Annotated in this window: 19 protein-coding genes; 13 read left to right on the forward strand and 6 right to left on the reverse strand. The window is 60.5% G+C overall.

The window, feature by feature from the left end:
- Positions 1-41 precede the first annotated feature (41 nt).
- On the forward strand, positions 42-1,076 hold the full coding sequence (gene astA, locus QNH97_RS19015; protein WP_283553394.1) for an arginine N-succinyltransferase: 1,035 nt from the start codon (positions 42-44) through the stop codon (positions 1,074-1,076).
- Positions 1,077-1,249: 173 nt separating this feature from the next.
- Complete coding sequence (locus QNH97_RS19020; protein WP_283553395.1) at positions 1,250-2,119, forward strand: oxaloacetate decarboxylase; 870 nt, start codon at positions 1,250-1,252, stop codon at positions 2,117-2,119.
- 230 nt (positions 2,120-2,349) lie between these two features.
- On the opposite strand, the gene QNH97_RS19025 is transcribed toward QNH97_RS19020, so the two are convergent.
- Positions 2,350-3,579 carry an acyl-CoA dehydrogenase gene (locus tag QNH97_RS19025; protein ID WP_283553396.1) on the reverse strand — a complete coding sequence of 410 codons (1,230 nt, stop codon included), beginning with the start codon at positions 3,577-3,579 and terminating at the stop codon, positions 2,350-2,352.
- A gap of 176 nt (positions 3,580-3,755) precedes the next feature.
- On the opposite strand from QNH97_RS19025, the gene QNH97_RS19030 reads away from it, so the two are divergent.
- The 3 genes from QNH97_RS19030 to QNH97_RS19040 all read left to right on the forward strand — a co-directional run bounded on the left by QNH97_RS19030 (position 3,756) and on the right by QNH97_RS19040 (position 6,323).
- Complete coding sequence (locus tag QNH97_RS19030) at positions 3,756-4,685, forward strand: LysR family transcriptional regulator (RefSeq protein WP_003200002.1); 930 nt, start codon at positions 3,756-3,758, stop codon at positions 4,683-4,685.
- Positions 4,686-4,871: 186 nt separating this feature from the next.
- Complete coding sequence (locus QNH97_RS19035) at positions 4,872-5,273, forward strand: MerR family transcriptional regulator (RefSeq protein ID WP_025214653.1); 402 nt, start codon at positions 4,872-4,874, stop codon at positions 5,271-5,273.
- Positions 5,274-5,423: 150 nt separating this feature from the next.
- Positions 5,424-6,323: a hydroxymethylglutaryl-CoA lyase gene (locus tag QNH97_RS19040; RefSeq protein WP_283553397.1), complete on the forward strand. Its 900-nt coding sequence runs from the start codon at positions 5,424-5,426 to the stop codon at positions 6,321-6,323.
- 652 nt (positions 6,324-6,975) lie between these two features.
- Here the strand turns inward: QNH97_RS19040 and QNH97_RS19045 are convergent.
- Positions 6,976-8,673 (reverse strand): AMP-binding protein, encoded by a 1,698-nt coding sequence (locus QNH97_RS19045; protein ID WP_283553398.1) that lies wholly within the window; start codon positions 8,671-8,673, stop codon positions 6,976-6,978.
- A gap of 185 nt (positions 8,674-8,858) precedes the next feature.
- On the opposite strand from QNH97_RS19045, the gene QNH97_RS19050 reads away from it, so the two are divergent.
- From QNH97_RS19050 to QNH97_RS19065, 4 genes are read left to right on the forward strand one after another with little or no spacing between them, the layout of a single operon-like run.
- Positions 8,859-10,022 carry an isovaleryl-CoA dehydrogenase gene (locus tag QNH97_RS19050; RefSeq protein ID WP_025214656.1) on the forward strand — a complete coding sequence of 388 codons (1,164 nt, stop codon included), beginning with the start codon at positions 8,859-8,861 and terminating at the stop codon, positions 10,020-10,022.
- An 11-nt stretch (positions 10,023-10,033) separates the two neighbouring features.
- The gene (locus tag QNH97_RS19055; RefSeq protein WP_283553399.1) at positions 10,034-11,641 is read left to right on the forward strand and encodes a carboxyl transferase domain-containing protein; all 1,608 of its coding nucleotides are present in this window, start codon (positions 10,034-10,036) and stop codon (positions 11,639-11,641) included.
- Between the two features lie 13 nt (positions 11,642-11,654).
- On the forward strand, positions 11,655-12,470 hold the full coding sequence (locus tag QNH97_RS19060; RefSeq protein ID WP_283553400.1) for a gamma-carboxygeranoyl-CoA hydratase: 816 nt from the start codon (positions 11,655-11,657) through the stop codon (positions 12,468-12,470).
- Positions 12,470-14,419 (forward strand): acetyl/propionyl/methylcrotonyl-CoA carboxylase subunit alpha, encoded by a 1,950-nt coding sequence (locus QNH97_RS19065; RefSeq protein WP_283553401.1) that lies wholly within the window; start codon positions 12,470-12,472, stop codon positions 14,417-14,419. Before QNH97_RS19060 ends, QNH97_RS19065 begins: the two co-directional genes overlap by 1 nt.
- Positions 14,420-14,448: 29 nt before the next feature.
- Here the strand turns inward: QNH97_RS19065 and QNH97_RS19070 are convergent, their stop codons facing one another.
- Positions 14,449-15,096 carry a LexA family protein gene (locus QNH97_RS19070; RefSeq protein WP_283553402.1) on the reverse strand — a complete coding sequence of 216 codons (648 nt, stop codon included), beginning with the start codon at positions 15,094-15,096 and terminating at the stop codon, positions 14,449-14,451.
- A gap of 129 nt (positions 15,097-15,225) precedes the next feature.
- Here QNH97_RS19070 and QNH97_RS19075 point away from each other — a divergent pair, with 129 nt between their 5' ends.
- Complete coding sequence (locus tag QNH97_RS19075) at positions 15,226-15,567, forward strand: DUF6124 family protein (protein WP_283553403.1); 342 nt, start codon at positions 15,226-15,228, stop codon at positions 15,565-15,567.
- A 494-nt stretch (positions 15,568-16,061) separates the two neighbouring features.
- The gene (locus tag QNH97_RS19080; protein WP_283553404.1) at positions 16,062-17,213 is read left to right on the forward strand and encodes a M14 family metallopeptidase; all 1,152 of its coding nucleotides are present in this window, start codon (positions 16,062-16,064) and stop codon (positions 17,211-17,213) included.
- A 152-nt stretch (positions 17,214-17,365) separates the two neighbouring features.
- Here the strand turns inward: QNH97_RS19080 and QNH97_RS19085 are convergent, their stop codons facing one another.
- Both QNH97_RS19085 and QNH97_RS19090 read right to left on the reverse strand, forming a co-directional pair.
- Positions 17,366-17,902: a cytochrome b gene (locus QNH97_RS19085; RefSeq protein ID WP_283553405.1), complete on the reverse strand. Its 537-nt coding sequence runs from the start codon at positions 17,900-17,902 to the stop codon at positions 17,366-17,368.
- Positions 17,899-18,981 (reverse strand): catalase family peroxidase, encoded by a 1,083-nt coding sequence (locus QNH97_RS19090; RefSeq protein ID WP_283553406.1) that lies wholly within the window; start codon positions 18,979-18,981, stop codon positions 17,899-17,901. The genes QNH97_RS19085 and QNH97_RS19090 overlap by 4 nt, the downstream gene beginning before the upstream one ends.
- Before the next feature lie 167 nt (positions 18,982-19,148).
- Here QNH97_RS19090 and QNH97_RS19095 point away from each other — a divergent pair, with 167 nt between their 5' ends.
- Complete coding sequence (locus QNH97_RS19095) at positions 19,149-19,655, forward strand: sigma-70 family RNA polymerase sigma factor (protein ID WP_283553407.1); 507 nt, start codon at positions 19,149-19,151, stop codon at positions 19,653-19,655.
- Positions 19,652-20,404, forward strand: coding sequence for an anti-sigma factor family protein (locus QNH97_RS19100; RefSeq protein WP_283553408.1), 753 nt, complete (start codon positions 19,652-19,654; stop codon positions 20,402-20,404). Before QNH97_RS19095 ends, QNH97_RS19100 begins: the two co-directional genes overlap by 4 nt.
- 132 nt (positions 20,405-20,536) lie before the next feature.
- Here QNH97_RS19100 and QNH97_RS19105 read toward each other — a convergent pair whose 3' ends face one another.
- A complete protein-coding gene (locus QNH97_RS19105) occupies positions 20,537-21,373 on the reverse strand; it encodes an IclR family transcriptional regulator (RefSeq protein ID WP_283553409.1) in 837 nt (278 codons plus the stop codon).
- Positions 21,374-21,617 lie beyond the last annotated feature (244 nt).

Consider the following 21,617-nt stretch of genomic DNA (forward strand, 5'->3'; position numbering starts at 1 on the left):
GTGCATCGACGCTTCGACCGACACGAAGAAGGAGCCGCATCATGATTGTCCGCCCGGTCGCCATCACCGACCTGCCCGCGCTACTGGACCTCGCCCGCTGCGCGGGCCCTGGGTTTACCAGTCTGCCGGCCAATGAAGAGCGCCTGGCCCATCGCGTGCGCTGGGCCCAACGCACCTTTGCCGGGCAAGTCGAACGTGCCGACGCCGATTACCTGTTCGTACTCGAGGATGATGACCGGCAAGTGGTGGGCATTAGCGCCCTGACCGGCGCGGTCGGCCTGCGCGAGCCTTGGTACAACTACCGGGTCGGGGTCACCGTCAGCTCGGCGCCTGAGCTGGGTATCCAGCGGCAGATCCCGACGCTGTTTCTCAACAACGAGATGACCGGGCAATCGGAAGTCTGCTCGTTGTTCCTGCATCCCGAGCAGCGTCGCGGTCACAATGGGCGCCTGTTGTCCCTGGCGCGCCTGCTGTTCGTCGCTGAGTTTTCCCAGCTATTTGGTGAAAAGCTGATTGCCGAATTGCGCGGCCATGCCGATGAACAAGGCTGCTCGCCGTTCTGGGACAGCCTGGGACGGCATTTCTTCAAGAAGGATTTCAGCTACGCCGATCAGTTGTCCGGCATGGGCAACAAATCGTTCATTGCCGAGTTGATGCCGCGCCAGCCGCTGTACACCTGCCTGCTCACTGAACAGGCCCAGGCCGTGATCGGCAAGGCTCATGCGAACACCGAGCCGGCCATGAAGATTCTCGGCGCCGAGGGCTTTGCCCATAAGGGCTATATCGACATTTTCGACGCCGGCCCGGTGATCGAGGCACCGGTTTCGAAGATCCGCACGGTGCGCGACAGCCAGTCGCTGACCCTGGCCGTCGGCACGCTGGACGAACAGGCACCGGTCTGGTTGATCCATAATCGGCGCCTGGAGAACTGCCGCGTGACCAGCGCCCGGGCACGCCTGCACGGCCACAGCCTGCTCGTCGACCGGCTCACCGCCAAGCGCCTGCAAGTACAACCGGGCGACACGGTGCGCGCCGTGGCGTTGCTCAAGCAAGGGAAGCAGGCGGTGGCGGCATAAGCCTCAAGCGCGAGGCTTACTGCTTGCCGCTGTTTCCAGGCTTCGCGGGATCGACTTCGGCCAGTCCGTCCCTGTAAATTCGTCATCATCCCCGGCCGTCCCACGTGGTAGCTTTCCATCCTTCGGCGTTGACACTTTTGCTCAAGCCTTTCCATTCCATTGGTGGAACTCATATGTCCAGGCTTTCTCATCAAGATTTGCGTCGTAACTTTCGCCAACTGCTGGCTTCCGGCACCTGCTATCACACCGCGTCGGTGTTTGACCCGATGTCGGCGCGCATTGCCGCCGACCTGGGTTTCGAAGTGGGCATCCTGGGCGGCTCGGTCGCGTCGTTGCAAGTATTGGGCGCTCCGGACTTTGCCCTCATCACTCTCAGCGAATTCGCCGAACAGGCCACCCGCATCGGCCGTGTGGCCCAACTGCCAGTGATTGCCGACGCCGACCACGGCTACGGCAACGCCCTGAACGTGATGCGCACCGTCATCGAGTTGGAACGCGCCGGCGTGGCCGCGCTGACCATCGAGGACACCTTGTTGCCGGCCCAGTTTGGCCGCAAATCCACCGACCTGATTGGCGTAGCCGAAGGCGTCGGCAAGATTCGCGCGGCGCTGGAAGCGCGAGTCGATCCGGAAATGGCGATCATTGCCCGGACCAACGCCGGGATTTTGCCGGTCCAGGAAATCATCAGCCGCACCCAGCAGTATGAGCGTGCCGGTGCGGACGGGATTTGCATGGTGGGTGTGCAGGACTTCGAGCACCTGGAAAAAATCAGCGAAAACCTGACGCTGCCGTTGATGCTCGTCACCTATGGCAACCCGCTGCTGCGCGACGATAAACGCTTGGCCGAGCTGGGTGTGCGGATCACCATCGACGGCCACGGCGCCTATTTCGCCGCGATCAAGGCCACCTACGACAGCCTGCGGGAACAGCGGCAGATCTTCACCCAGGCATCGGACCTCAGCGCCACTGAACTGACCCACACCTACACCCAGCCCGAGGACTACATCCGTTGGGCCGAGGAGTACATGAGCGTCAAGGAGTAAAAAGGCTCACTGTCCTAGAGGCCGCTATCGCGAGCAAGCTCGCTCCCACAGTGGGTTTGCGGTGCGACGTACATCTCGGGCACACACCCCATTCCCTGTGGGAGCGAGCTTGCTCGCGATAGCGGTGGTTCAGCTTGCATGAGTGTTGGATGTGCCAACGCCATCGCGAGCAAGCTCCCACAGGCGGATTTGTGGTGAGCGCGATGGCGTTGCCTAGGTAAAACAGTCCTTCAGCGCCCGCTACGCAGCATTTCCTTGGGCACGTACTTGCCGATCTCGAACTTGCCGATAGCGGCGCGGTGCACTTCGTCCGGGCCGTCGGCCAGGCGCAGGGTGCGTTGCATGGCGTACATGTAGGCCAACGGGAAATCGTTGGAAACCCCGGCCCCGCCGTGGATCTGGATCGCCCGGTCGATGACCTTCAGGGCCACGTTCGGCGCAACGACCTTGATCTGGGCGATTTCGCTCTTGGCCACTTTATTGCCAACGGTGTCCATCATGTACGCCGCTTTCAACGTCAGCAGGCGGGCCATGTCGATTTCCATCCGCGAGTCGGCAATCTTGTCGACGTTACCGCCCAGGCGCGCCAGTGGCTGACCAAACGCGGTGCGGCTAATGGCACGCTTGCACATCAATTCCAGTGCGCGCTCGGCCATGCCGATGGAGCGCATGCAGTGGTGGATCCGGCCTGGACCGAGGCGGCCTTGGGCAATTTCAAAACCGCGTCCTTCACCCAGCAGAACGTTTTCGTACGGCACCCGCACGTTCTCGAACAGCACTTCGGCGTGACCGTGGGGCGCATCGTCATAGCCGAACACCGGCAGTGGCCGGACGATTTTTACCCCGGGCGTGTCCACCGGTACCAGGATCATCGAATGCTGGGCATGGCGTGGCGCATCGGGGTTGCTCAGGCCCATGAAGATCAGGATCTTGCAGCGCGGGTCGCAGGCCCCTGAGGTCCACCACTTCTTGCCATTGATCACCCATTCGTCACCGTCACGCTCGGCACGGGCGGCCATGTTGGTGGCGTCCGAAGAGGCGACGTCCGGCTCGGTCATGGCGAAGGCCGAGCGGATCTCGCCCCGCAGCAGTGGCTCAAGCCAGCGTTGCTTTTGTTCTTCATTGGCGTAGCGCACCAGCACTTCCATGTTGCCGGTGTCCGGTGCCGAGCAGTTGAACGGTTCCGGCCCCAGCAGCGAACGGCCCATGATCTCTGCCAGCGGCGCGTACTCCAGGTTGGTCAGGCCAGCACCCAGCTCGGACTCAGGCAGAAACAGATTCCACAGGCCTTCGGCCTTGGCCTTGGCCTTGAGCTCTTCCATGATGGCTGTGGGCTGCCAACGATCGCCTTCGGCCACTTGCCGCTCGAATACCGCTTCAGCCGGGTAGACGTAGGCATCCATGAACGCCGTGACGCGTTCACGCAGTTCCTGAACCTTGGGGGAATAGGCAAAATCCATGAGCAGCACCTTCTTGGCAGAGGTTGTTTTAGGTCATGAAATCGATGCTAGTTCAGCTACGAAAATTTACCTAACCTATTCTCGGCGTGTATTAACATTCATCACCGATATATGTTTCACTGATTCTCATCGCCATCCGGCACCTCACAACACGCCAAGAATAAGAGTGCAGCGCCATGAATCTGAGCAAGGTCGATCTCAACCTTTTCATTGTCTTCGATGCGATCTACACCGAAGCCAACCTGACCCGCGCCGGGCAGATCGTCGGCATCACACAGCCGGCCGTGTCCAACGCCCTGGCCCGCCTTCGGGAGACTTTCAACGACCCGCTGTTCGTGCGCACCGCCCAGGGGATGGTGCCCACGCCCATGGCCCAGAACATCATTGGCCCAGTGCGCAATGCCTTGTCGCTGCTGCGGGTGTCGGTGCAGGAAAGCCGGATCTTCAACCCACTCCAGGCCGTCAAGACCTACCGCATCAGCATGACGGACCTGACCGAAGGGGTGATCCTGCCGCTGCTGTTCCAGCGTCTGCGGCGCCTGGCGCCGACCGTGGCCATCGAGAGTTTCCTGTCCAAACGTCGCGAAACCACCAAGGAGCTGGCCGCCGGTCGCCTCGACTTCGCCGTGGACGCGCCGCTCAACACCGATCCGCAGGTGCGTCACGTCAAGCTGATGGAAGACCGTTATGTGTGCGCCATGCGCAAGGGCCATCCCCTGGCGGGCAAGGAAAAGATCAGCCTCGACGATTACCTGGCCCAGACCCACGTGCATATTTCCAGCCGTCGCAATGGGCTAGGGTATGTCGACCTGGCCTTGGGCAAGATGGGCATCCAGCGCAAGATCGCCCTGCGTTCCCAGCATTACCTGATGGCCTCCCAAGTGCTGCAACAGACCGACATGGTCATGACCGTCCCCGAACGCTTTGCCCGTCGGCACGATTTGCATGCGTTCCTGCTGCCGGTCAACGATGTGCCGCCGGTTGAAACTCATCTCTACTGGCATGAAAGTACAGACCAGGACCCGGCCAACCGCTGGATGCGCGAGCAGATGATCGAGTTGTGCCAGCAGGTGACGGCTCATGAGAAGAAGCTGGATAAGGTCTAGAAGATCAAAACTGTGGGAGCGAGCTTGCTCGCGATAGCGGTAGACCGGCCAATATCAATGGCGACTGATCCGCCGCCATCGCGAGCAAGCTCGCTCCCACAGGTTTTGTGTGCAAACCTCATTGCTTGACGCGAACGTCAACCTGCCATTAGCTTAGCGCCAGCCCCTTTTGTTTCGAGCGCTTCCATGAGCAGCCAGACCTACAGCATCTCCGACCTCGCCCGCGAATTGGATATCACCACCCGGGCCATCCGCTTCTATGAAGAGCAAGGCCTGCTGAGCCCGGAACGACGGGGCCAGGAACGTATTTACTCGCCCCGGGACAAGGTCAGCCTGAAGCTGATCCTGCGGGGCAAGCGCATTGGTTTTTCCCTGGCCGAATGCCGCGAACTGATCGAACTCTACGACCCCACCAGCGGCAATCAGAAACAGCTGCACAGCATGTTGGCGAAAATCGCCGAGCGTCGGGAACAACTCGAACAGCAATTGCTGGACATCGAACAGATGAAACTCGAACTCGACACCGCCGAAGAACGCTGCATCCAGGCGCTGGAGCAGACGATCGAGGGCCAGGAAGCCATTCAGTAACACTTTCCCTGTGGGAGCGAGCTTGCTCGCGATGGCGGCACATTCAACATCAATGCAAGCTGATCCACCGCTATCGCGAGCAGGCTCGCTCCCACAAGGGATACATCATCGCTCTCGACATCATTGGCAACTCACTACAGGTCAACCCTCATGTCCCTCCCCTCCTTTGTACGCCTGATCGAAGTCGGCCCCCGCGACGGGCTGCAGAATGAAGCTCAACCTATCAGTGTCGCCGACAAGGTGCGCCTGGTAGACGCCTTGAGTGCCGCCGGCCTGGGTTACATCGAGGTTGGCAGTTTTGTCTCGCCCAAGTGGGTACCGCAAATGGCCGGTTCCGCCGAGGTGTTCGCGCAGATCCAGCGCAAGCCCGGCGTTACCTACGGTGCCCTGGCCCCGAACCTGCGTGGTTTTGAAGACGCGTTGGCGGCCGGCGTAAAAGAAGTCGCGGTGTTTGCCGCTGCGTCCGAAGCCTTCTCCCAGCGCAACATCAACTGCTCCATCAAGGAAAGCCTGGAGCGCTTTGCACCGATCATGGAAGCCGCAAAACAGCACGGTGTCAGCGTGCGCGGCTACGTGTCCTGCGTGCTGGGCTGTCCGTACGAGGGCGAGGTCAAGCCTGAGCAGGTGGCGTGGGTCGCGCGGGAGCTGTATGCAATGGGCTGTTACGAGGTGTCCCTGGGTGACACCATCGGCACGGGCACCGCCGGCGCCACGCGCAAGATGTTCGAAGTGGTTTCGGCTGACGTGCCTCGAGACAAGCTCGCCGGACACTTCCACGACACCTACGGCCAGGCCATGGCCAACGTCTACGCCAGCCTGCTGGAAGGCATCGGTGTATTCGACAGTTCCATCGCCGGCCTTGGCGGCTGCCCTTATGCCAAGGGCGCCAGCGGTAACGTTGCCACCGAAGATGTGCTGTACCTGCTCAATGGCTTGGGCATTGAAACGGGCGTCGACCTGGACGCATTGATCGCCGCGGGGCGGCAGATCTGTGACGTGCTCGGCCGCCCGACCGGTTCGCGGGTTGCCAGGGCCCGCACCGCACAGTGAGGTGTTACCGCGTTCCTGTGTAACGGCGGCGAAACGAGTAACACGGAAACAATTTGTCAGGTTTGGTCAGGCATGTTTTTCGGCCATTAAAAGTAACTATTTGATTTATATGGATTTTTAAAAGTTGGCACGCCACCTGCTATATCTCTGACATAACAAGAATAAAAAAACGCAGCAAACCTAATAAAAACAAGACGAAACGACTCTGACATAACAAAAACAACACGGCAGAGACGCAGCTAACAGATTTTTTTGGAGAGGATGTGCTTTTCAGGGTGCTTTCAGGAGCAACCCGCAACCGGGCAGAGAACAATAAAACTACCTTCAGGTAGCTCCCGAATCGGTTGGATCGCCAGGCGAAAAAGCAGATCAGCGCTCAAAAAAATACGTTTGCTCTTGATCCCGGATGGGGATCGCCAAAACAGCGGTAAGGGTCACGGCTACCAAAAACAACAACAGGCCGCCCCTCAATAATAAAAAAAGAGCACGCGACGACAAAATTAAAGGGGAGCTTCGGCTCCCCTTTGTGCTTTCCGGATTTCACATTTCCCCTGTGGGAGCGAGCTTGCTCGCGATAGCGGAGTGTCAGACAACTTGGTTGTCGACAGATGTACCGCCATCGCGAGCAGGCTCGCTCCCACAAGTGCTGCCCCTAGCTTTCCTTCCCGCGCAGTTCTTCGATGCTGATTTCGCGCATGCGGAATTTCTGGATCTTGCCGGTCACGGTCATCGGAAACTCCTCGACGAACTTAAAATAACGCGGCGTCTTGAAGTGGGCGATACGTTCCTTGCACCAGGCCTGCAGCTCCTGCTCCGTGGCGCTGTGGCCGGGATGGAATTTGATCCAGGCGACAATTTCTTCGCCGTAACGCGAGCACGGGATGCCGATCACCTGCACGTCCGCCACCGCCGGGTGGGTGAAGAAGAACTCTTCCAGCTCACGCGGGTAAACATTCTCACCGCCGCGAATAATCATGTCCTTGTTGCGCCCGACAATGCGGACATAACCCTGCTCGTCCATGGTCGCCAGGTCGCCGGTGTGCATCCAGTTGTCCTGGTCTATGGCCTCGGCGGTGCCCTTGGGGTTGTTCCAGTAGCCGAGCATCACGCTGTAACCGCGGGTAAACAACTCGCCGATGGTGCCACGGGAAACGATCTCGCCAACCTCATTGACGATCTTGCTTTCCAGTTGCGACTGGGTGCGGCCCACAGTGGTGACGCGCAACTCCAGTTCATCCGCAGGACCGGTCTGCAATGACACCGGGCTGGTTTCCGTCATGCCGTAGGCAATTTGCACCTCGGCCATGTGCATCTCATTGATGACCCGCCGCATCACTTCGATCGGGCACGTGGCCCCGGCCATGATCCCGGTGCGCAGGCTGGACAGGTCGAATTCTCCCCTTTGCGGCTGATCCAGCATGGCGATGAACATGGTGGGTACGCCATACAACGCCGTGGCTTTTTCCTCGGCGACGGTCTTGAGCGTCAATAACGGATCGAAGGCATCGTTGGGGTAGATCATGGTGCTGCCATGGGTCATGCAGCCCAGGTTACCCATGACCATGCCAAAGCAGTGGTAGAGCGGCACCGGAATCACCAGCCGGTCGGCGGCGGCCAGGCCCAGGCTTTCGCCGACCATGTAGCCATTATTGAGGATGTTGCGGTGGCTGAGGGTCGCGCCCTTGGGAAAACCGGTGGTACCGGAGGTGTACTGGATATTCACCGGCTGATCGAAATGCAGGCTGGCCTGGCGCTCGGCCAGTTGTTCAGATGTAGTCGCTGCGCCAAGGGCGGCCAATTGCGACCAGGGCAGAAAGCCTGGCGGCGGCTGAAGATCCAGGCTGATCACACCTCGCAGGTCCGGTAAGCGTTCACTCTGCAACTGGCCAATCGATTGTTCCGCCAACTCCGGGGCCAGCGATTGCAGCATGGCGTGATAATCCGACGTCTTGAACGCCCCGGCGCACACCAGCCATTGGCAGCCGGATTGTTTGAGCACGTATTCCAGCTCCGAGGTGCGGTAGGCCGGGTTGATGTTGACTAGGATCACACCGATCTTCGCACTGGCGAACTGGCTGATGCACCACTGGGCGCAATTGGGCGCCCACACACCGAGGCGATCGCCGGTTTTCAAGCCCAGTGCCAACAAGGCTCGGGCATGCAGATCGACGGCTTCGGCCAGTTGTCGCCAGGTGTAACGCAGCGATTGATGGCGAACCACCAGCGCCTCGCCCTCCGGATAGCGAGCCACAGTCTGGTCGAAAGCCTGACCGATGGTCTGCGCCAACAAGGCCTTGGCCTGGGAGCCACGGGTGTAGCTGAGTTGCGAATGCGAACCGGGTTGATCCATGACGCCCCCTCTTGTCTTTATTAGTGGGTGTAGCGGTGAACCTGATGCAAAGCGCACTTACTCTGGCTCAAGTTGACGTTAACGTAAAGGTCGATTGACAGCCATTCGTCACAGGCTTACGTTAACGTAAAGGTGAGAGCCATTCCTCAGCTCTCCGCACCCGATAAAAAAGCCAAAGGTGTCCCATGAGCTACCCATCCCTGAACTTTGCCCTCGGCGAAACCATCGACATGCTGCGCGACCAGGTTCAATCCTTTGTCGCCAAAGAGATCGCCCCTCGCGCCGCTCAGATCGACATCGACAACCTGTTTCCCGCTGACCTGTGGCGCAAGTTCGGCGACATGGGCCTGCTGGGCATTACCGTCCCGGAAGAATATGGCGGCGCTGGCCTGGGCTACCTGGCCCACGTGGTGGCGATGGAAGAAATCAGCCGCGGTTCAGCCTCGGTCGCCCTCTCCTACGGCGCCCACTCCAACCTCTGCGTGAACCAGATCAACCGCAACGGCAACCATGAACAGAAAACCAAGTACCTGCCCAAGCTGATCAGCGGCGAACACATCGGCGCCCTCGCCATGAGCGAGCCAAATGCCGGTTCCGACGTCGTCTCGATGAAGCTGCGAGCCGACAAGCGTGGCGACCGTTACGTGCTCAACGGCAGCAAGACCTGGATCACCAACGGCCCCGATGCCAACACCTACGTGATCTACGCCAAGACCGATCTGGAAAAAGGCGCCCACGGCATCACCGCCTTCATCGTCGAGCGCGACTGGAAAGGCTTCAGCCGCAGCAACAAATTCGACAAGCTCGGCATGCGCGGCTCGAACACCTGCGAGCTGTTTTTCGATGACGTCGAAGTGCCGGAAGAAAATATCCTCGGCGTGCTCAATGGCGGTGTGAAAGTGCTGATGAGCGGCCTCGACTACGAGCGCGTGGTGCTCTCCGGCGGCCCGACAGGGATCATGCAGGCCTGCATGGACCTGATCGTGCCGTACATCCATGACCGCAAGCAATTTGGCCAGAGCATCGGCGAATTCCAGCTGATCCAGGGCAAGGTCGCCGACATGTACACCCAGCTCAACGCCAGCCGCGCCTACCTGTACGCGGTGGCCCAGGCTTGTGAGCGCGGCGAAACTACCCGCAAGGACGCCGCTGGGGTGATTCTGTACAGCGCCGAACGCGCCACGCAAATGGCCCTCGACGCTATCCAGATCCTCGGCGGCAACGGCTACATCAATGAATTCCCGGCTGGACGTCTGCTGCGTGACGCCAAGCTGTACGAAATCGGCGCTGGCACCAGTGAGATTCGTCGGATGTTGATCGGCCGCGAACTGTTTAACGAAACCCGCTAACGGAGCTGACCATGGCCACGCTGCACACTCAGCTCAATCCGCGCTCGCCAGAATTCATCGCCAATCGCGATGCGATGCTCCACCAGGTCGAGGCCCTGCGCACCTTGCTCACGCAGGTCCAGCAAGGTGGCGGCCCGAAAGCACAAGAACGTCACACGTCACGGGGCAAGCTGCTGCCTCGTGAGCGAATCAATCGTCTGCTGGATCCCGGCTCGCCGTTTCTGGAAATCAGCCCACTGGCAGCCTACGAAGTTTATGGCGAAGACGTTCCAGCCGCCGGGGTGATTGCCGGCATCGGCCGCGTGGAAGGCGTCGAATGCATGATCGTCGCCAACGACGCCACGGTAAAAGGCGGATCGTATTACCCGCTGACGGTGAAAAAACACCTGCGTGCCCAGACCATCGCCCAGCAGAATCGCTTGCCTTGCATTTATCTAGTGGACTCCGGCGGCGCCAACCTGCCGCGCCAGGACGAAGTGTTCCCTGACCGCGAGCATTTCGGTCGGATCTTCTTCAACCAGGCCAACATGAGTGCCCAGGGCATCCCGCAGATCGCCGTGGTCATGGGCTCCTGCACCGCCGGGGGCGCCTACGTGCCAGCCATGGCCGACGAAGCGATCATGGTTCGCCAGCAGGCCACGATTTTCCTCGCCGGCCCGCCGCTGGTGAAAGCCGCCACCGGCGAGGTGGTCAGCGCCGAAGACCTCGGCGGTGCCGATGTGCATTGCAAGATCTCCGGCGTGGCCGATCATTACGCCGACAGCGACGAACATGCCCTGGCCATCGCCCGCCGCAGCATCGCCAACCTCAACTGGCGCAAACTCGGCGATGTGCAGCAACGCATGCCCATTGCCCCGCTGTATTCGAGCGACGAGCTGTACGGCGTGGTGTCGGCCGACGCCAAGCAACCGTTCGATGTCCGGGAAGTGATTGCGCGGCTGGTGGACGGTTCGGTGTTCGACGAGTTCAAGGCGCTGTTCGGGACGACGCTGGTGTGCGGCTTCGCCCACTTGCACGGCTATCCCATCGCGATCCTCGCCAACAACGGCATTCTGTTTGCCGAAGCCGCGCAGAAAGGCGCGCACTTCATCGAGCTGGCCTGTCAGCGCGGCATACCCTTGCTGTTCCTGCAGAACATCACCGGCTTCATGGTCGGCCAGAAGTACGAAGCCGGCGGCATCGCCAAACACGGTGCAAAACTGGTGACCGCCGTGGCGTGTGCCAAGGTGCCGAAATTCACCGTGATCATCGGTGGCAGTTTCGGCGCGGGTAACTATGGCATGTGCGGTCGCGCCTACGATCCACGCTTTCTGTGGATGTGGCCGAACGCGCGGATTGGCGTGATGGGGGCCGAACAGGCGGCCGGTGTGTTGGTGCAGGTCAAGCGCGAACAGGCCGAACGCAGCGGCCATCCTTTCAGCGCCGAGCAGGAAGCCGAGATCAAGCAACCGATTCTCGACCAATACGAAGAACAGGGTCACCCCTACTACTCCAGTGCGCGGCTGTGGGACGACGGTGTCATCGACCCGGCCCAGACCCGCGATGTGCTGGGCCTGGCCTTGTCCGCGTCGCTGAACGCACCCATCGAACCGAGCCGCTTCGGCGTGTTCCGGATGTAAACGGGAAATGCCCATGGATAACTTCAACACCCTCGAACTGCTCACCGACTCGCGCGGCGTCGCCACCCTGTGGCTCAGCCGCGAATCGAAAAACAACGCGTTCAACGCCGAAATGATCCGTGAGCTGATCCTGGCCCTGGATCACGTCAGCAGCGATCCAAGCCTGCGATTCCTGCTGATCCGTGGCCGTGGCAAACACTTCAGCGCCGGCGCCGACCTGGCCTGGATGCAACAATCGGCCGAGCTCGACTACCACACCAACCTTGATGACGCCCGGGAACTGGCGGAGCTGATGTACAACCTCGCCAAGCTGAAAATCCCTACGCTGGCGGTCGTCCAAGGCGCGGCATTTGGCGGTGCGCTAGGATTGATCAGCGCCTGCGACATGGCCATTGGCGCCGATGAAGCGCAATTCTGCCTGTCGGAAGTGCGCATTGGCCTGGCACCCGCCGTGATCAGCCCGTTCGTGGTGCAAGCCATCGGCGAGCGCGCGGCCCGGCGTTACGCCCTGACCGCGGAACGCTTCGGCGGGCAACGGGCGCGGGAAATCGGTTTGCTGTCGGAAAGCTACCCGGCCGAGACACTGGATCACCAGGTCGAACAATGGATCGACAACCTGTTGCTCAATAGCCCTGCAGCCATGCGCGCCAGCAAGGACCTGCTGCGTGAAGTCGGCAACGGCGCCCTCACCCCGGCGCTGCGGCGTTACACCGAGAACGCCATCGCCCGCATCCGCGTCAGCCCGGAGGGCCAGGAAGGTCTGCGGGCCTTCCTGCAAAAGCGCGCACCCAACTGGCAAGCCGAGTCGAAAAATAAGGAGCCCCGTTGATGAGCGCCCCTGTCCTCACCACTTTGCTAGTGGCCAACCGTGGCGAAATCGCCTGCCGCGTGATGCGTACCGCCAAGGCCATGGGCCTGACCACCGTGGCCGTGCACAGCGCCACCGACCGCGATGCCCGCCACAGCCGCGAAGCCGACATTCGCGTCGACCTGGGCGGCAGCAAGGCGGCCGACAGTTACCTGCAAATCGACAAACTGATTGCCGCTGCCCTGGCCAGCGGCGCCCAGGCCATTCACCCCGGTTATGGCTTTCTGTCCGAGAACGCCGGGTTCGCCCGGGCGATTGAACAAGCCGGCCTGATTTTCCTCGGCCCGCCCGCCTCGGCCATCGACGCCATGGGCAGCAAATCCGCCGCCAAGGCCCTGATGGAAACCGCCGGTGTGCCGCTGGTGCCCGGTTATCACGGCGAAGCCCAGGACCTCGACACGTTCCGCGACGCCTGTGAACGCATCGGTTATCCGGTGCTGCTCAAGGCCACTGCCGGTGGTGGCGGCAAAGGCATGAAAGTGGTCGAGGACGTCAGCCAACTGGCCGAAGCCCTGGCCTCGGCCCAGCGAGAAGCGCAATCGTCGTTCGGCGATTCACGGATGCTGGTGGAGAAATACCTGCTCAAGCCGCGCCACGTTGAGATCCAGGTCTTTGCCGACCAACACGGTAACTGCCTGTACCTCAACGAGCGGGATTGCTCGATTCAACGCCGACATCAGAAGGTCGTCGAAGAAGCACCGGCGCCGGGCCTGAGTCCAGAGCTGCGGCGTGCCATGGGCGAGGCAGCGGTGCGTTCGGCGCAGGCCATCGGGTATGTCGGTGCCGGTACCGTGGAATTTTTGCTGGATGCGCGCGGCGAGTTCTTCTTCATGGAGATGAACACGCGTCTGCAAGTCGAACATCCGGTGACTGAAGCCATTACCGGCCTCGACCTGGTGGCCTGGCAGATCCGTGTGGCACGTGGCGAGCGGCTGCCGATCACTCAGGAGCAAGTGCCGCTGCTGGGCCACGCCATCGAAGTGCGGCTGTACGCCGAAGACCCAGCCAACGATTTCCTGCCGGCCACCGGGCGCCTGGCGTTGTATCGCGAATCCGCCGAAGGGCCGGGGCGTCGTGTGGACAGCGGGGTTGAAGAAGGTGATGAGATTTCGCCATTCTACGACCCGATGCTCGGCAAGCTGATCGCCTGGGGCGAGGACCGTGAACAGGCACGCCTGCGGTTGTTGAGCATGCTCGATGAATTCGCGATCGGCGGGCTGAAAACCAATATCAGCTTTCTGCGACGGATCGTCGCCCACCCTGCCTTCGCGGCGGCGGAACTAGACACGGGATTTATCCCACGTTACCAAGCGCAATTACTGCCAGAACCTGGCGAATTGGATGACGACTTCTGGCTCGCAGCGGCCCATGGCTTCGCGTTGAGCCTGATGTCGCGTGTGCGCTCTGACGACGCCCACTCGCCCTGGGCCAATACCGACGGGTTGCGCCTGGGACTGCCGAGGGAAACCACCTTGCACCTCAGCTGCGAGGGCCAGGATCGGGCGATGACGCTGGACGTTGCAACCGGTAGTGCCCAACGCCAGGGCGATCAACTGATCATCGAGCACAACGGCCTGCGCCGCAGACATCGCGCCATTCGCGCGGGCGACAGCCTGTTTCTGCAATGGGAAGGCGACCTGCACCGAATCGATGTGCATGATCCGTTAGCCGCCGCTGAGTCCAGCCATGGCCATCAGGGCGGCCTGACCGCGCCTATGAACGGCAGCATCGTTCGCGTACTGGTCAATGTCGGCCAAACGGTGGAAACCGGGACGCAACTGGTGGTGCTGGAGGCGATGAAAATGGAGCACAGCATCCGCGCGCCCAAGACCGGTGTGATCAAGGCACTGTATTGCCAGGAAGGTGAAATGGTCAGCGAGGGCAGTGTGCTGGTTGCGTTCGAAGAATAGGTATCGGCCCTTTTTTCGGGCCGATCCAGTTAAAACCTGATGGTTGCCTGCACCACTACACCGATGATGCGGCATTGTTCGGTATACAGGTTTTTCGGGTAAGTCGGATTGAGCGGAACCAGGTAACGCTGCCCGCTCTCTTCGATCAATTTACGAAAGGTCGCATCGCTGCTGCCAGGCAACTGAGCGACCACCAGTTTGCCCGGCACCGCCTCGATGGCCGGGTCTACCAGGATCGACATGCCCTCGGGGATGCTCAACCCGCTCGGCGCGGTCATCGCATCGCCGACCACTACCAGCCAGAACGCTCGCCCCTGGGCGTGGTAATCCGTCAGCTCATAGCGCGCCTGGCCGTAGGCAGCGAGATCACCTTCGCGGATCTCACCCACTTCGTTCCAATCGCTCACCGGGTAGCGGAAATACGGGTTGTACTTCTGCGCCAGGGCCATGCCTTCGTCGGTCGTGGTGTCCGGCTCACGAATCACCATCGCCACTTCCAGAAATTCCATGCCCAGCTCCTGCAGCACCCGATTCATGTCTTCGACACTCGGCTGCCGGCGCTTGGTCAGCCAATGGCCGACACCGCCCTGGGACATGCCCAAACGCTCTGCGAGCACCACTTGCGTGACGCGCAGCTCCTTCATCTTGGCCTTGACCAACTCTATCCATTTATCCATGTGCGGCACGATACGTGGCTGGCTCCGACCATCAAAACACAAATTGTAGTATTTAAATTATCGTCACAATTACGATAGGTACTATTCTGGACTCAGGATTTCAGCCCCCACACGGAGAATCTCGACAGCATGGACATCCCCAGCAAAGATCAGCCCAACAGCCCGCTCAACAGCACGTTTCCTTCACTGCAAGATTGCCCGGCGGCCCAACGCGCCCTCGACTACTACTTGAAACCAAGTGTTTCGAATGCACAGCAAGAGCATCGTTTCTTCGACGTCAATCACAACATCAGCGCAGAGGAAGCCCTGGTTCACGCGTGTGACCTGCTGCGCTGCGCGGCGGCCACCGCCCACGAATCCGCCAACCAACTCAATGGTTCGAACCGTGACCTGGCATTTTCAGTGGTGCATATGATTGATCTGGTCAAGGTGATGCTTGACCGGTCCCTGGATGGCTACCCTACTCGCTAGGCGTAACACAGGGAAATGGCGTGGCGAATGCGCACGCGAGAAAAAATTTTTCCAATCGGTGCGATAAAACCATTTGACTTGCAAATGATAATGATTATTATTGCATCAGCTGGTCGCGAGATCAGTCGATAGGCCAGAAGACCTTAGGTCGGACTTCTGGAATATCTCCTCATCAGGCTAATCACGGTTTTTGACCCGGCTTTTTGCCGGGTCTTTTTTTGCCGATTTTTCGGCTTATGGCTTCAGGCTAATGAAGTCTTTGGGTGTCGCGAATTCAGTGGCGGCGATGATAGCAAATGAATATCCATTTACAAGGGTTCCCCCGCGACACCCGTAAAAAACGATCGATAGGCAGCTACTTGAGAATCCAGTGTTGACTCTCTAAGCTGACTTGGCGTCCAGGGAGGGCGCCCCCTTCTTCACATTGATGCAAATCGTCTGATTTTCCCTTTCTTGCGTGTAAAGTAACGGCCATAAGAATCCTTTCAGGAGCCGTGACCGTGGCTAAATCCTCTTTTGATATCAGCGCCAATTTTGACAGCGGCAACATTCAGGTCGTCGACATCAGCAATCCGTTGCAGTCGTTGCTGAAGATCAGGCCCGACACCCGCAGCGCCCACTTTCAATGGTTCCACTTCAAGGCCAGCGGCCTGCACGTTGGCCAGGAATATTCCTTTCGCCTGCTCAATGCCAGCCAATCGTCCTACAACAAGGCGTGGACTGGTTACCAGACAGTCGCCTCTTACGATCACGTGAACTGGTTCCGTATTCCCACACAGTTCGAAGGCGACGCCCTGCGCTTTCACCTGGAAGCCGAACAACCTCACGCCTGGTTTGCCTACTTCGAACCCTACAGCCGTGGTCGTCACGACTGGTTGATCGAGCAAGCGTTGCACAAGGCCGGCACCGAACTGTTGGCCACCGGTAAAAGCGTGGAAGGTCGTGACATTCAATTGCTGCGCAAAGGTAGCGGCGCCGAAGGTCGGCGCAAGGTCTGGATCATCGCCCAGCAGCATCCGGGCGAGCATATGGCCGAATGGTTCATGGAGGGCGTGATCGAACGCCTCCAACACCAGGATGACCCACAGCTGGAACAACTGCTTGCCAAGGCCGATTTGTATCTGGTGCCGAACATGAACCCGGACGGTGCGTTTCATGGCCATCTGCGTACCAACGCGGTGGGCCAGGACCTCAACCGAGCCTGGCAGAACGCCAGCCCCGAAGTCAGTCCCGAGGTATTTTTCGTACAACAGCAAATGGAAAAGTACGGCGTCGACCTGTTTCTCGACGCTCATGGTGATGAAGAAATCCCCCACGTCTTCACGGCCGGATGCGAAGGCAATCCAGGCTACACGCCGCGCATTGCCGAACTCGAAGAGCGCTTTCGCAATCACCTCAAACATCAGACCAAAGACTTCCAGACCACTTACGGCTACACCCGCGACGAACCGGGCCGGGCCAACATGACGTTGGCCTGTAACGCGGTTGGTCAGAAATACGATTGCTTGTCCCTGACCCTGGAAATGCCGTTCAAGGACCACGACGACCATCCGAACCCGCTCACCGGCTGGTCCGGCAAGCGCTCGATGCAATTGGGCAAGGATGTGTTGAGCACTATTGCGGACATGGTTGACGAATTGCGCTGATCACGCGATTCCCGTGGCGAGGGAGCTTGCTCCCGCTCGGCGGCGCAGCCGTCGTGAATGAGTCTATGCGGTCTGACTGACAGATCGCGGTGCCTGGATCAGGGCTGCTTCGCAGCCCAGCGGGAGCAAGCTCCCTCGCCACCGGTCCCCTTTCAGCCCTTGCCTCGCAACATACTGTCCAACACCTCATCCCGGCGCACCCAAGCGTGAAACAGCGCCGCGGCCAGATGCACCAGCACGGTCAAGAACAACAGATACGCCAGGTACCCATGGGCCTTGCGCAGCAATGCGAACGTCTCGGCGTGCGCTGGCAGGATCGAGGGCAGTTGCAACGAGCTGCTGAGCATCACTGGGTCTCCCGCCGCCGAAATCATGCCCCAGCCCAGCAGCGGCAGGACCAGCATCAAGGCATACAACAAAACGTGCGAAGCTTTGGCCGCCAACACCTGCCAGCCAGGCAGATCGACCGGTAGCGGCGGCTGGCGGGTACTGAAGCGCACCACCAGGCGCACAATCACCAACAACAGAATCGCGATGCCCAGCGGCTTGTGCAGTTGGAGCAGCCATTCATGGCGCTCGGACACCGAGGCGACCATGCCCGCACCGATAAACAGCATGGCGATGACCATCAATGCCATCAGCCAGTGCAACAGCCGAGCCAGCGGGGCGAAGTGACGGGGGGCGCTCATGGGCGGGACTCCTGGGTGGCGGGCAGTTGGCTGACTTCGCTGGTACGTCGCAGATAGGAACTGGCATAGGCGGCGGAGCGTGCGGCCAGCAGCGGGTCTTCGGAACCTTCGATTCCGCTGGGCAGGATCAGCGGGTCATAGTTGATATCCCGGCACTCGCCGTTGTCCTGTGCCTGGGTGCGCTCCAGCACCAACGTCCCGGCATTGAGCACCTTGCGATCAGAGGGCCAGGCCTTGCTGGCATCGTTCACCGGGTCGCCCGGATTGGCCAGGGTGATATTCAACTGCCAGCGCAATGGCCCCGCGGCGAGGCGCTTCACCAGATCCTGCTCCAGAAAATCGCCACCCTGGGGAGGCATCGCATCCGCAGTGTCCCGACTCATCGGCACCACGCCCCAGCGCACCGCCTGGCGTTGCCCCGTCGGGTTGACCAAATAGAACGCATTGATGCCGTTGTAGGTTTCGGTGGCGTAACTGGCCGACGGCTTGGCCGTCTTGATCCATTGCAGGAACGGCACAGCCTCCGGGTGCGCGGCAAAAAACGCCGGCACGGCGGCAGGGTTGGGTTTCCCCGTGGCCGGGTCCGGTGATTGGGCCTGTTGCAATTGATAGAAGGCTTCGGGCGTGCCCACCGGAAACACTGGCATGCTGTTCATGCCGGTGCGCCATTGCTGGCCGTTGGCTTGGGTGAAACGCAGCGCCAGGCTGCGGATCGGTACGCTGCCGTCAGGTGCATAGGGGTTGCCACTGGGCAAGGCGAAACGTCCGACCACTGGCGTTCGCGCGTCCAGGAACACTTGGGCACTGGAGAAGGCGCGGGCCTCGCCGCTGCTTTCGAAGTAGCCGGCGACGCAGACACCTTTTGAGTGATTACGCCGGAAGCCCGGGTGAACACCGTTATTTTTTTCCAGCACGTTGACCAGCGCATCCGGTGTCAGCCGCTGTGGGTCGAGGGTGCCATGGACATAGGCAAACGCCCCGGCCAGCGCGGCAACGATCACGGCGATGCCGCTCAGGCGCAGCGTCAGGCTGGCGGCGCTCAACGGCGGCCGACTCGGTGAAGAGGAAGGGGCAACCATGAACAAGCTCCAAGGCTCAAGGCCATTTGCGGAAAGGACCCGTCAGACGAAGCCCTGACAGGTTTATTCCCACGCCGCGTATTTATTTTTCCTGGACTGGAATAATCTCGTTCGCGGGTCGCCTTTCCAGTCCCGGCGCAGTGACTGCCCACAGAAGCCACACTCCCATGAACGAAATCGACGAACAGTTACGCGAGCTCATCCCCAGGCTACGGCGTTTTGCCGTGTCGCTGACGCGTAACCCGAGCAACGCCGATGACCTGGTGCAGGCGTGCCTGGAGCGGGCGTTGTCCAAATGGAACGACAAGCGCCCGGACGGCGACCTGCGGGCCTGGCTGTTTTCGATTCTGTATCGGCAGTTTCTCGACGCTCATCGCCGCTCACGGCGTTATGCACGCATGCTGGAGTTTTTCACCGGCCGCGACGATGCCCACCCTTCGGCCGAACGCAGCGTGATCGCACAATCATCCCTCCAGGCGTTCGAGCAACTCACCACAGAACAACGGGCGCTGTTGCTATGGGTGTCGGTGGAAGGCTTGAGTTACCAGCAAGTCGCCGACATCCTCGGCGTGCCGACCGGCACCGTGATGTCACGCCTGTCCCGCGCCCGCCAGGCCCTGCGCCAACTCAGCGATGGCGAAATCACCCGCCCTACCCTGCGGATACTCAAATGATCAACATGCCTCCCAGCGACAGCGACTTGCACGCCTACGTCGATCGCCAACTGAGTGAAAACGACCAACGCCTGATGGAAACGTACCTCGGCACTCATCCCGACGTCGCCGCGCGGGTCCGCGCCTGGCAACAGGACGTGCAACACCTGCGCACGGCCCTGAGTGGCGCCTTGCAACAGCCCGCCAATCCGAATCTCGATCCGGCAATGATTAGCCAACGCCTGAAACATCGATCCCGCCGTCGCCTGGCCAACGCCGCGGTGTTACTGCTGGCGGTCAGCGTGGGCGGCTACAGTGGCTGGCAGGCGCGGGAAATGACCCTCCTCAGCGCTGCTGCACCCATGGCTGATGCCCTGCAGGCATACCGGTTATTCGCCCAGCAGGGCATCCTTCCAGCCGATTACCAAACCGGTGACGAGGGCAACATGCAAGGCTGGCTAGATCGTTATTTCACCCAGGCGAACCGGCTACCGGACCTGTCGGGCGCGGGCTTCAAGCCGGTCAGCGGCCGCTTGCTCAGCACCGAGCAAGGTGCGGCGGCCATGGTGGTTTACCAAGACGCGAGCGGCCAGAAGATCAGCTTCTACGTGCGCCCGCCAGGCCCGAAAAATTTCCTGCTGCCCCGAGGCAGTCGGCGCGACGGCGAGTTGCAGGCCGAGTATTGGTCCGGACCGGGATACAACTATGCGATGGTCATACCGAGTGATACGCCGACGGTGCAAAGGCTCAAGCAGACATTGGACTTCTGATTCACGCAGATCCCTGTGGGAGCGAGCTTGCTCGCGATAGCGGTGTGTCTGTCGGCACATCACTGACTGAACCATCGCCATCGCGAGCAAGCTCGCTCCCACAGGGGGACGGCGGTGTTCTTGAGAAAGTGCTCACCCCTGCCCAAACACCTGCGAAGGCCTGCGCAGCAGCGGGTCGAACGGGTTGACCCGCGGTCCGATCAGGGCCGCCTCGCGCTTGAGCATTTCCACCACCGTTGGCAGGCGATCAGGGCCCAATCGGTCGCTCACCGTTGCCACGCTCAAGGCGGCCATGGCCCGCCCCTCACGGTCAAGGATCGGCACCGCCACCCCGGCCATGCCTTGCAACACGCCGGTATTGCGCCCGGCGTAACCCAGCGTGCGCACGTTCTCCACTTCCGAACGCAGAAAGACTTCGTCGTACAAATGGAAATCCTTGAGCCGCGGCAGGTTGTATTGAATCACCGTGTCACGCTCTTCTTCCGGCAGGAACGCCAGGATGGCCAGGCTCCCCTGCCCCACGCCCAGTGCCACTCGGCCGCCAATGTCGCCGGTAAATGTACGGATCGGGAACGGCCCTTCGCTGCGGTCCAGGCAGATGGCATCAAAACCGCTGCGCGCCAGCAGAAATAACGAATCCCCCAGAGACGCTGACAACCGCAGCATGGCCGGCCGTGCAAGATCGCGCAGGTTGCCAGTGTTGCCGGCACGGGCAGCCAGGGCAAAAAAGTCCAGGCTCAGGCGATAGCGTTTGCTGCGCGCGTCCTGCTCGACCATGCCTTCGTCCATCAGGCTGCGCAACAAGCGATGGGTAGTGGGCTGGGACAAGCCAATACGCTGGGCCAACTGCGTCACCCGCTCCCCGCCCTCGACGGTGTCACCCAGGCTGCGCAGTACGGCGAACAGCCTGGAGACCGCGCCGACCCCTACTTCACTCTTCTCGTTATTCCGATCAATGGAATTCTGCATTTGATTGCTCATAAATAAATTTACTCACCGAATGAAACTGAAAATAGTCTTCGCTTCAGTGAAATAGTCCATTGAGCCCATCCTATTCTTCGTCCTACTCTGCGTCCATACAGGGGCGATTCGAACAACAGCGGCAGCCGACCCAAAGTCGAGCGCCAACGCACCCCGCAGCACCCTTTCGTATCTGCCCATACAAAAAAGCGCGCCTCACGGCGACGCATAACAATCTCAGGTGGAGCGCAGC

It is taken from the genome of Pseudomonas sp. G2-4 (assembly GCF_030064125.1).
In the GTDB taxonomy this organism is placed as follows: domain Bacteria; phylum Pseudomonadota; class Gammaproteobacteria; order Pseudomonadales; family Pseudomonadaceae; genus Aquipseudomonas.

Coding starts and splice junctions, on each gene's coding strand:
- astA (WP_283553394.1), top strand. CDS start 42: ATGATTGTCCGCCCGGTCGCCATCACCGACCTGCCCGCGCTACTGGAC.
- QNH97_RS19020 (WP_283553395.1), top strand. CDS start 1,250: ATGTCCAGGCTTTCTCATCAAGATTTGCGTCGTAACTTTCGCCAACTG.
- QNH97_RS19025 (WP_283553396.1), bottom strand. CDS start 3,579: ATGGATTTTGCCTATTCCCCCAAGGTTCAGGAACTGCGTGAACGCGTC.
- QNH97_RS19030 (WP_003200002.1), top strand. CDS start 3,756: ATGAATCTGAGCAAGGTCGATCTCAACCTTTTCATTGTCTTCGATGCG.
- QNH97_RS19035 (WP_025214653.1), top strand. CDS start 4,872: ATGAGCAGCCAGACCTACAGCATCTCCGACCTCGCCCGCGAATTGGAT.
- QNH97_RS19040 (WP_283553397.1), top strand. CDS start 5,424: ATGTCCCTCCCCTCCTTTGTACGCCTGATCGAAGTCGGCCCCCGCGAC.
- QNH97_RS19045 (WP_283553398.1), bottom strand. CDS start 8,673: ATGGATCAACCCGGTTCGCATTCGCAACTCAGCTACACCCGTGGCTCC.
- QNH97_RS19050 (WP_025214656.1), top strand. CDS start 8,859: ATGAGCTACCCATCCCTGAACTTTGCCCTCGGCGAAACCATCGACATG.
- QNH97_RS19055 (WP_283553399.1), top strand. CDS start 10,034: ATGGCCACGCTGCACACTCAGCTCAATCCGCGCTCGCCAGAATTCATC.
- QNH97_RS19060 (WP_283553400.1), top strand. CDS start 11,655: ATGGATAACTTCAACACCCTCGAACTGCTCACCGACTCGCGCGGCGTC.
- QNH97_RS19065 (WP_283553401.1), top strand. CDS start 12,470: ATGAGCGCCCCTGTCCTCACCACTTTGCTAGTGGCCAACCGTGGCGAA.
- QNH97_RS19070 (WP_283553402.1), bottom strand. CDS start 15,096: ATGGATAAATGGATAGAGTTGGTCAAGGCCAAGATGAAGGAGCTGCGC.
- QNH97_RS19075 (WP_283553403.1), top strand. CDS start 15,226: ATGGACATCCCCAGCAAAGATCAGCCCAACAGCCCGCTCAACAGCACG.
- QNH97_RS19085 (WP_283553405.1), bottom strand. CDS start 17,902: ATGAGCGCCCCCCGTCACTTCGCCCCGCTGGCTCGGCTGTTGCACTGG.
- QNH97_RS19090 (WP_283553406.1), bottom strand. CDS start 18,981: ATGGTTGCCCCTTCCTCTTCACCGAGTCGGCCGCCGTTGAGCGCCGCC.
- QNH97_RS19095 (WP_283553407.1), top strand. CDS start 19,149: ATGAACGAAATCGACGAACAGTTACGCGAGCTCATCCCCAGGCTACGG.
- QNH97_RS19100 (WP_283553408.1), top strand. CDS start 19,652: ATGATCAACATGCCTCCCAGCGACAGCGACTTGCACGCCTACGTCGAT.
- QNH97_RS19105 (WP_283553409.1), bottom strand. CDS start 21,373: ATGCAGAATTCCATTGATCGGAATAACGAGAAGAGTGAAGTAGGGGTC.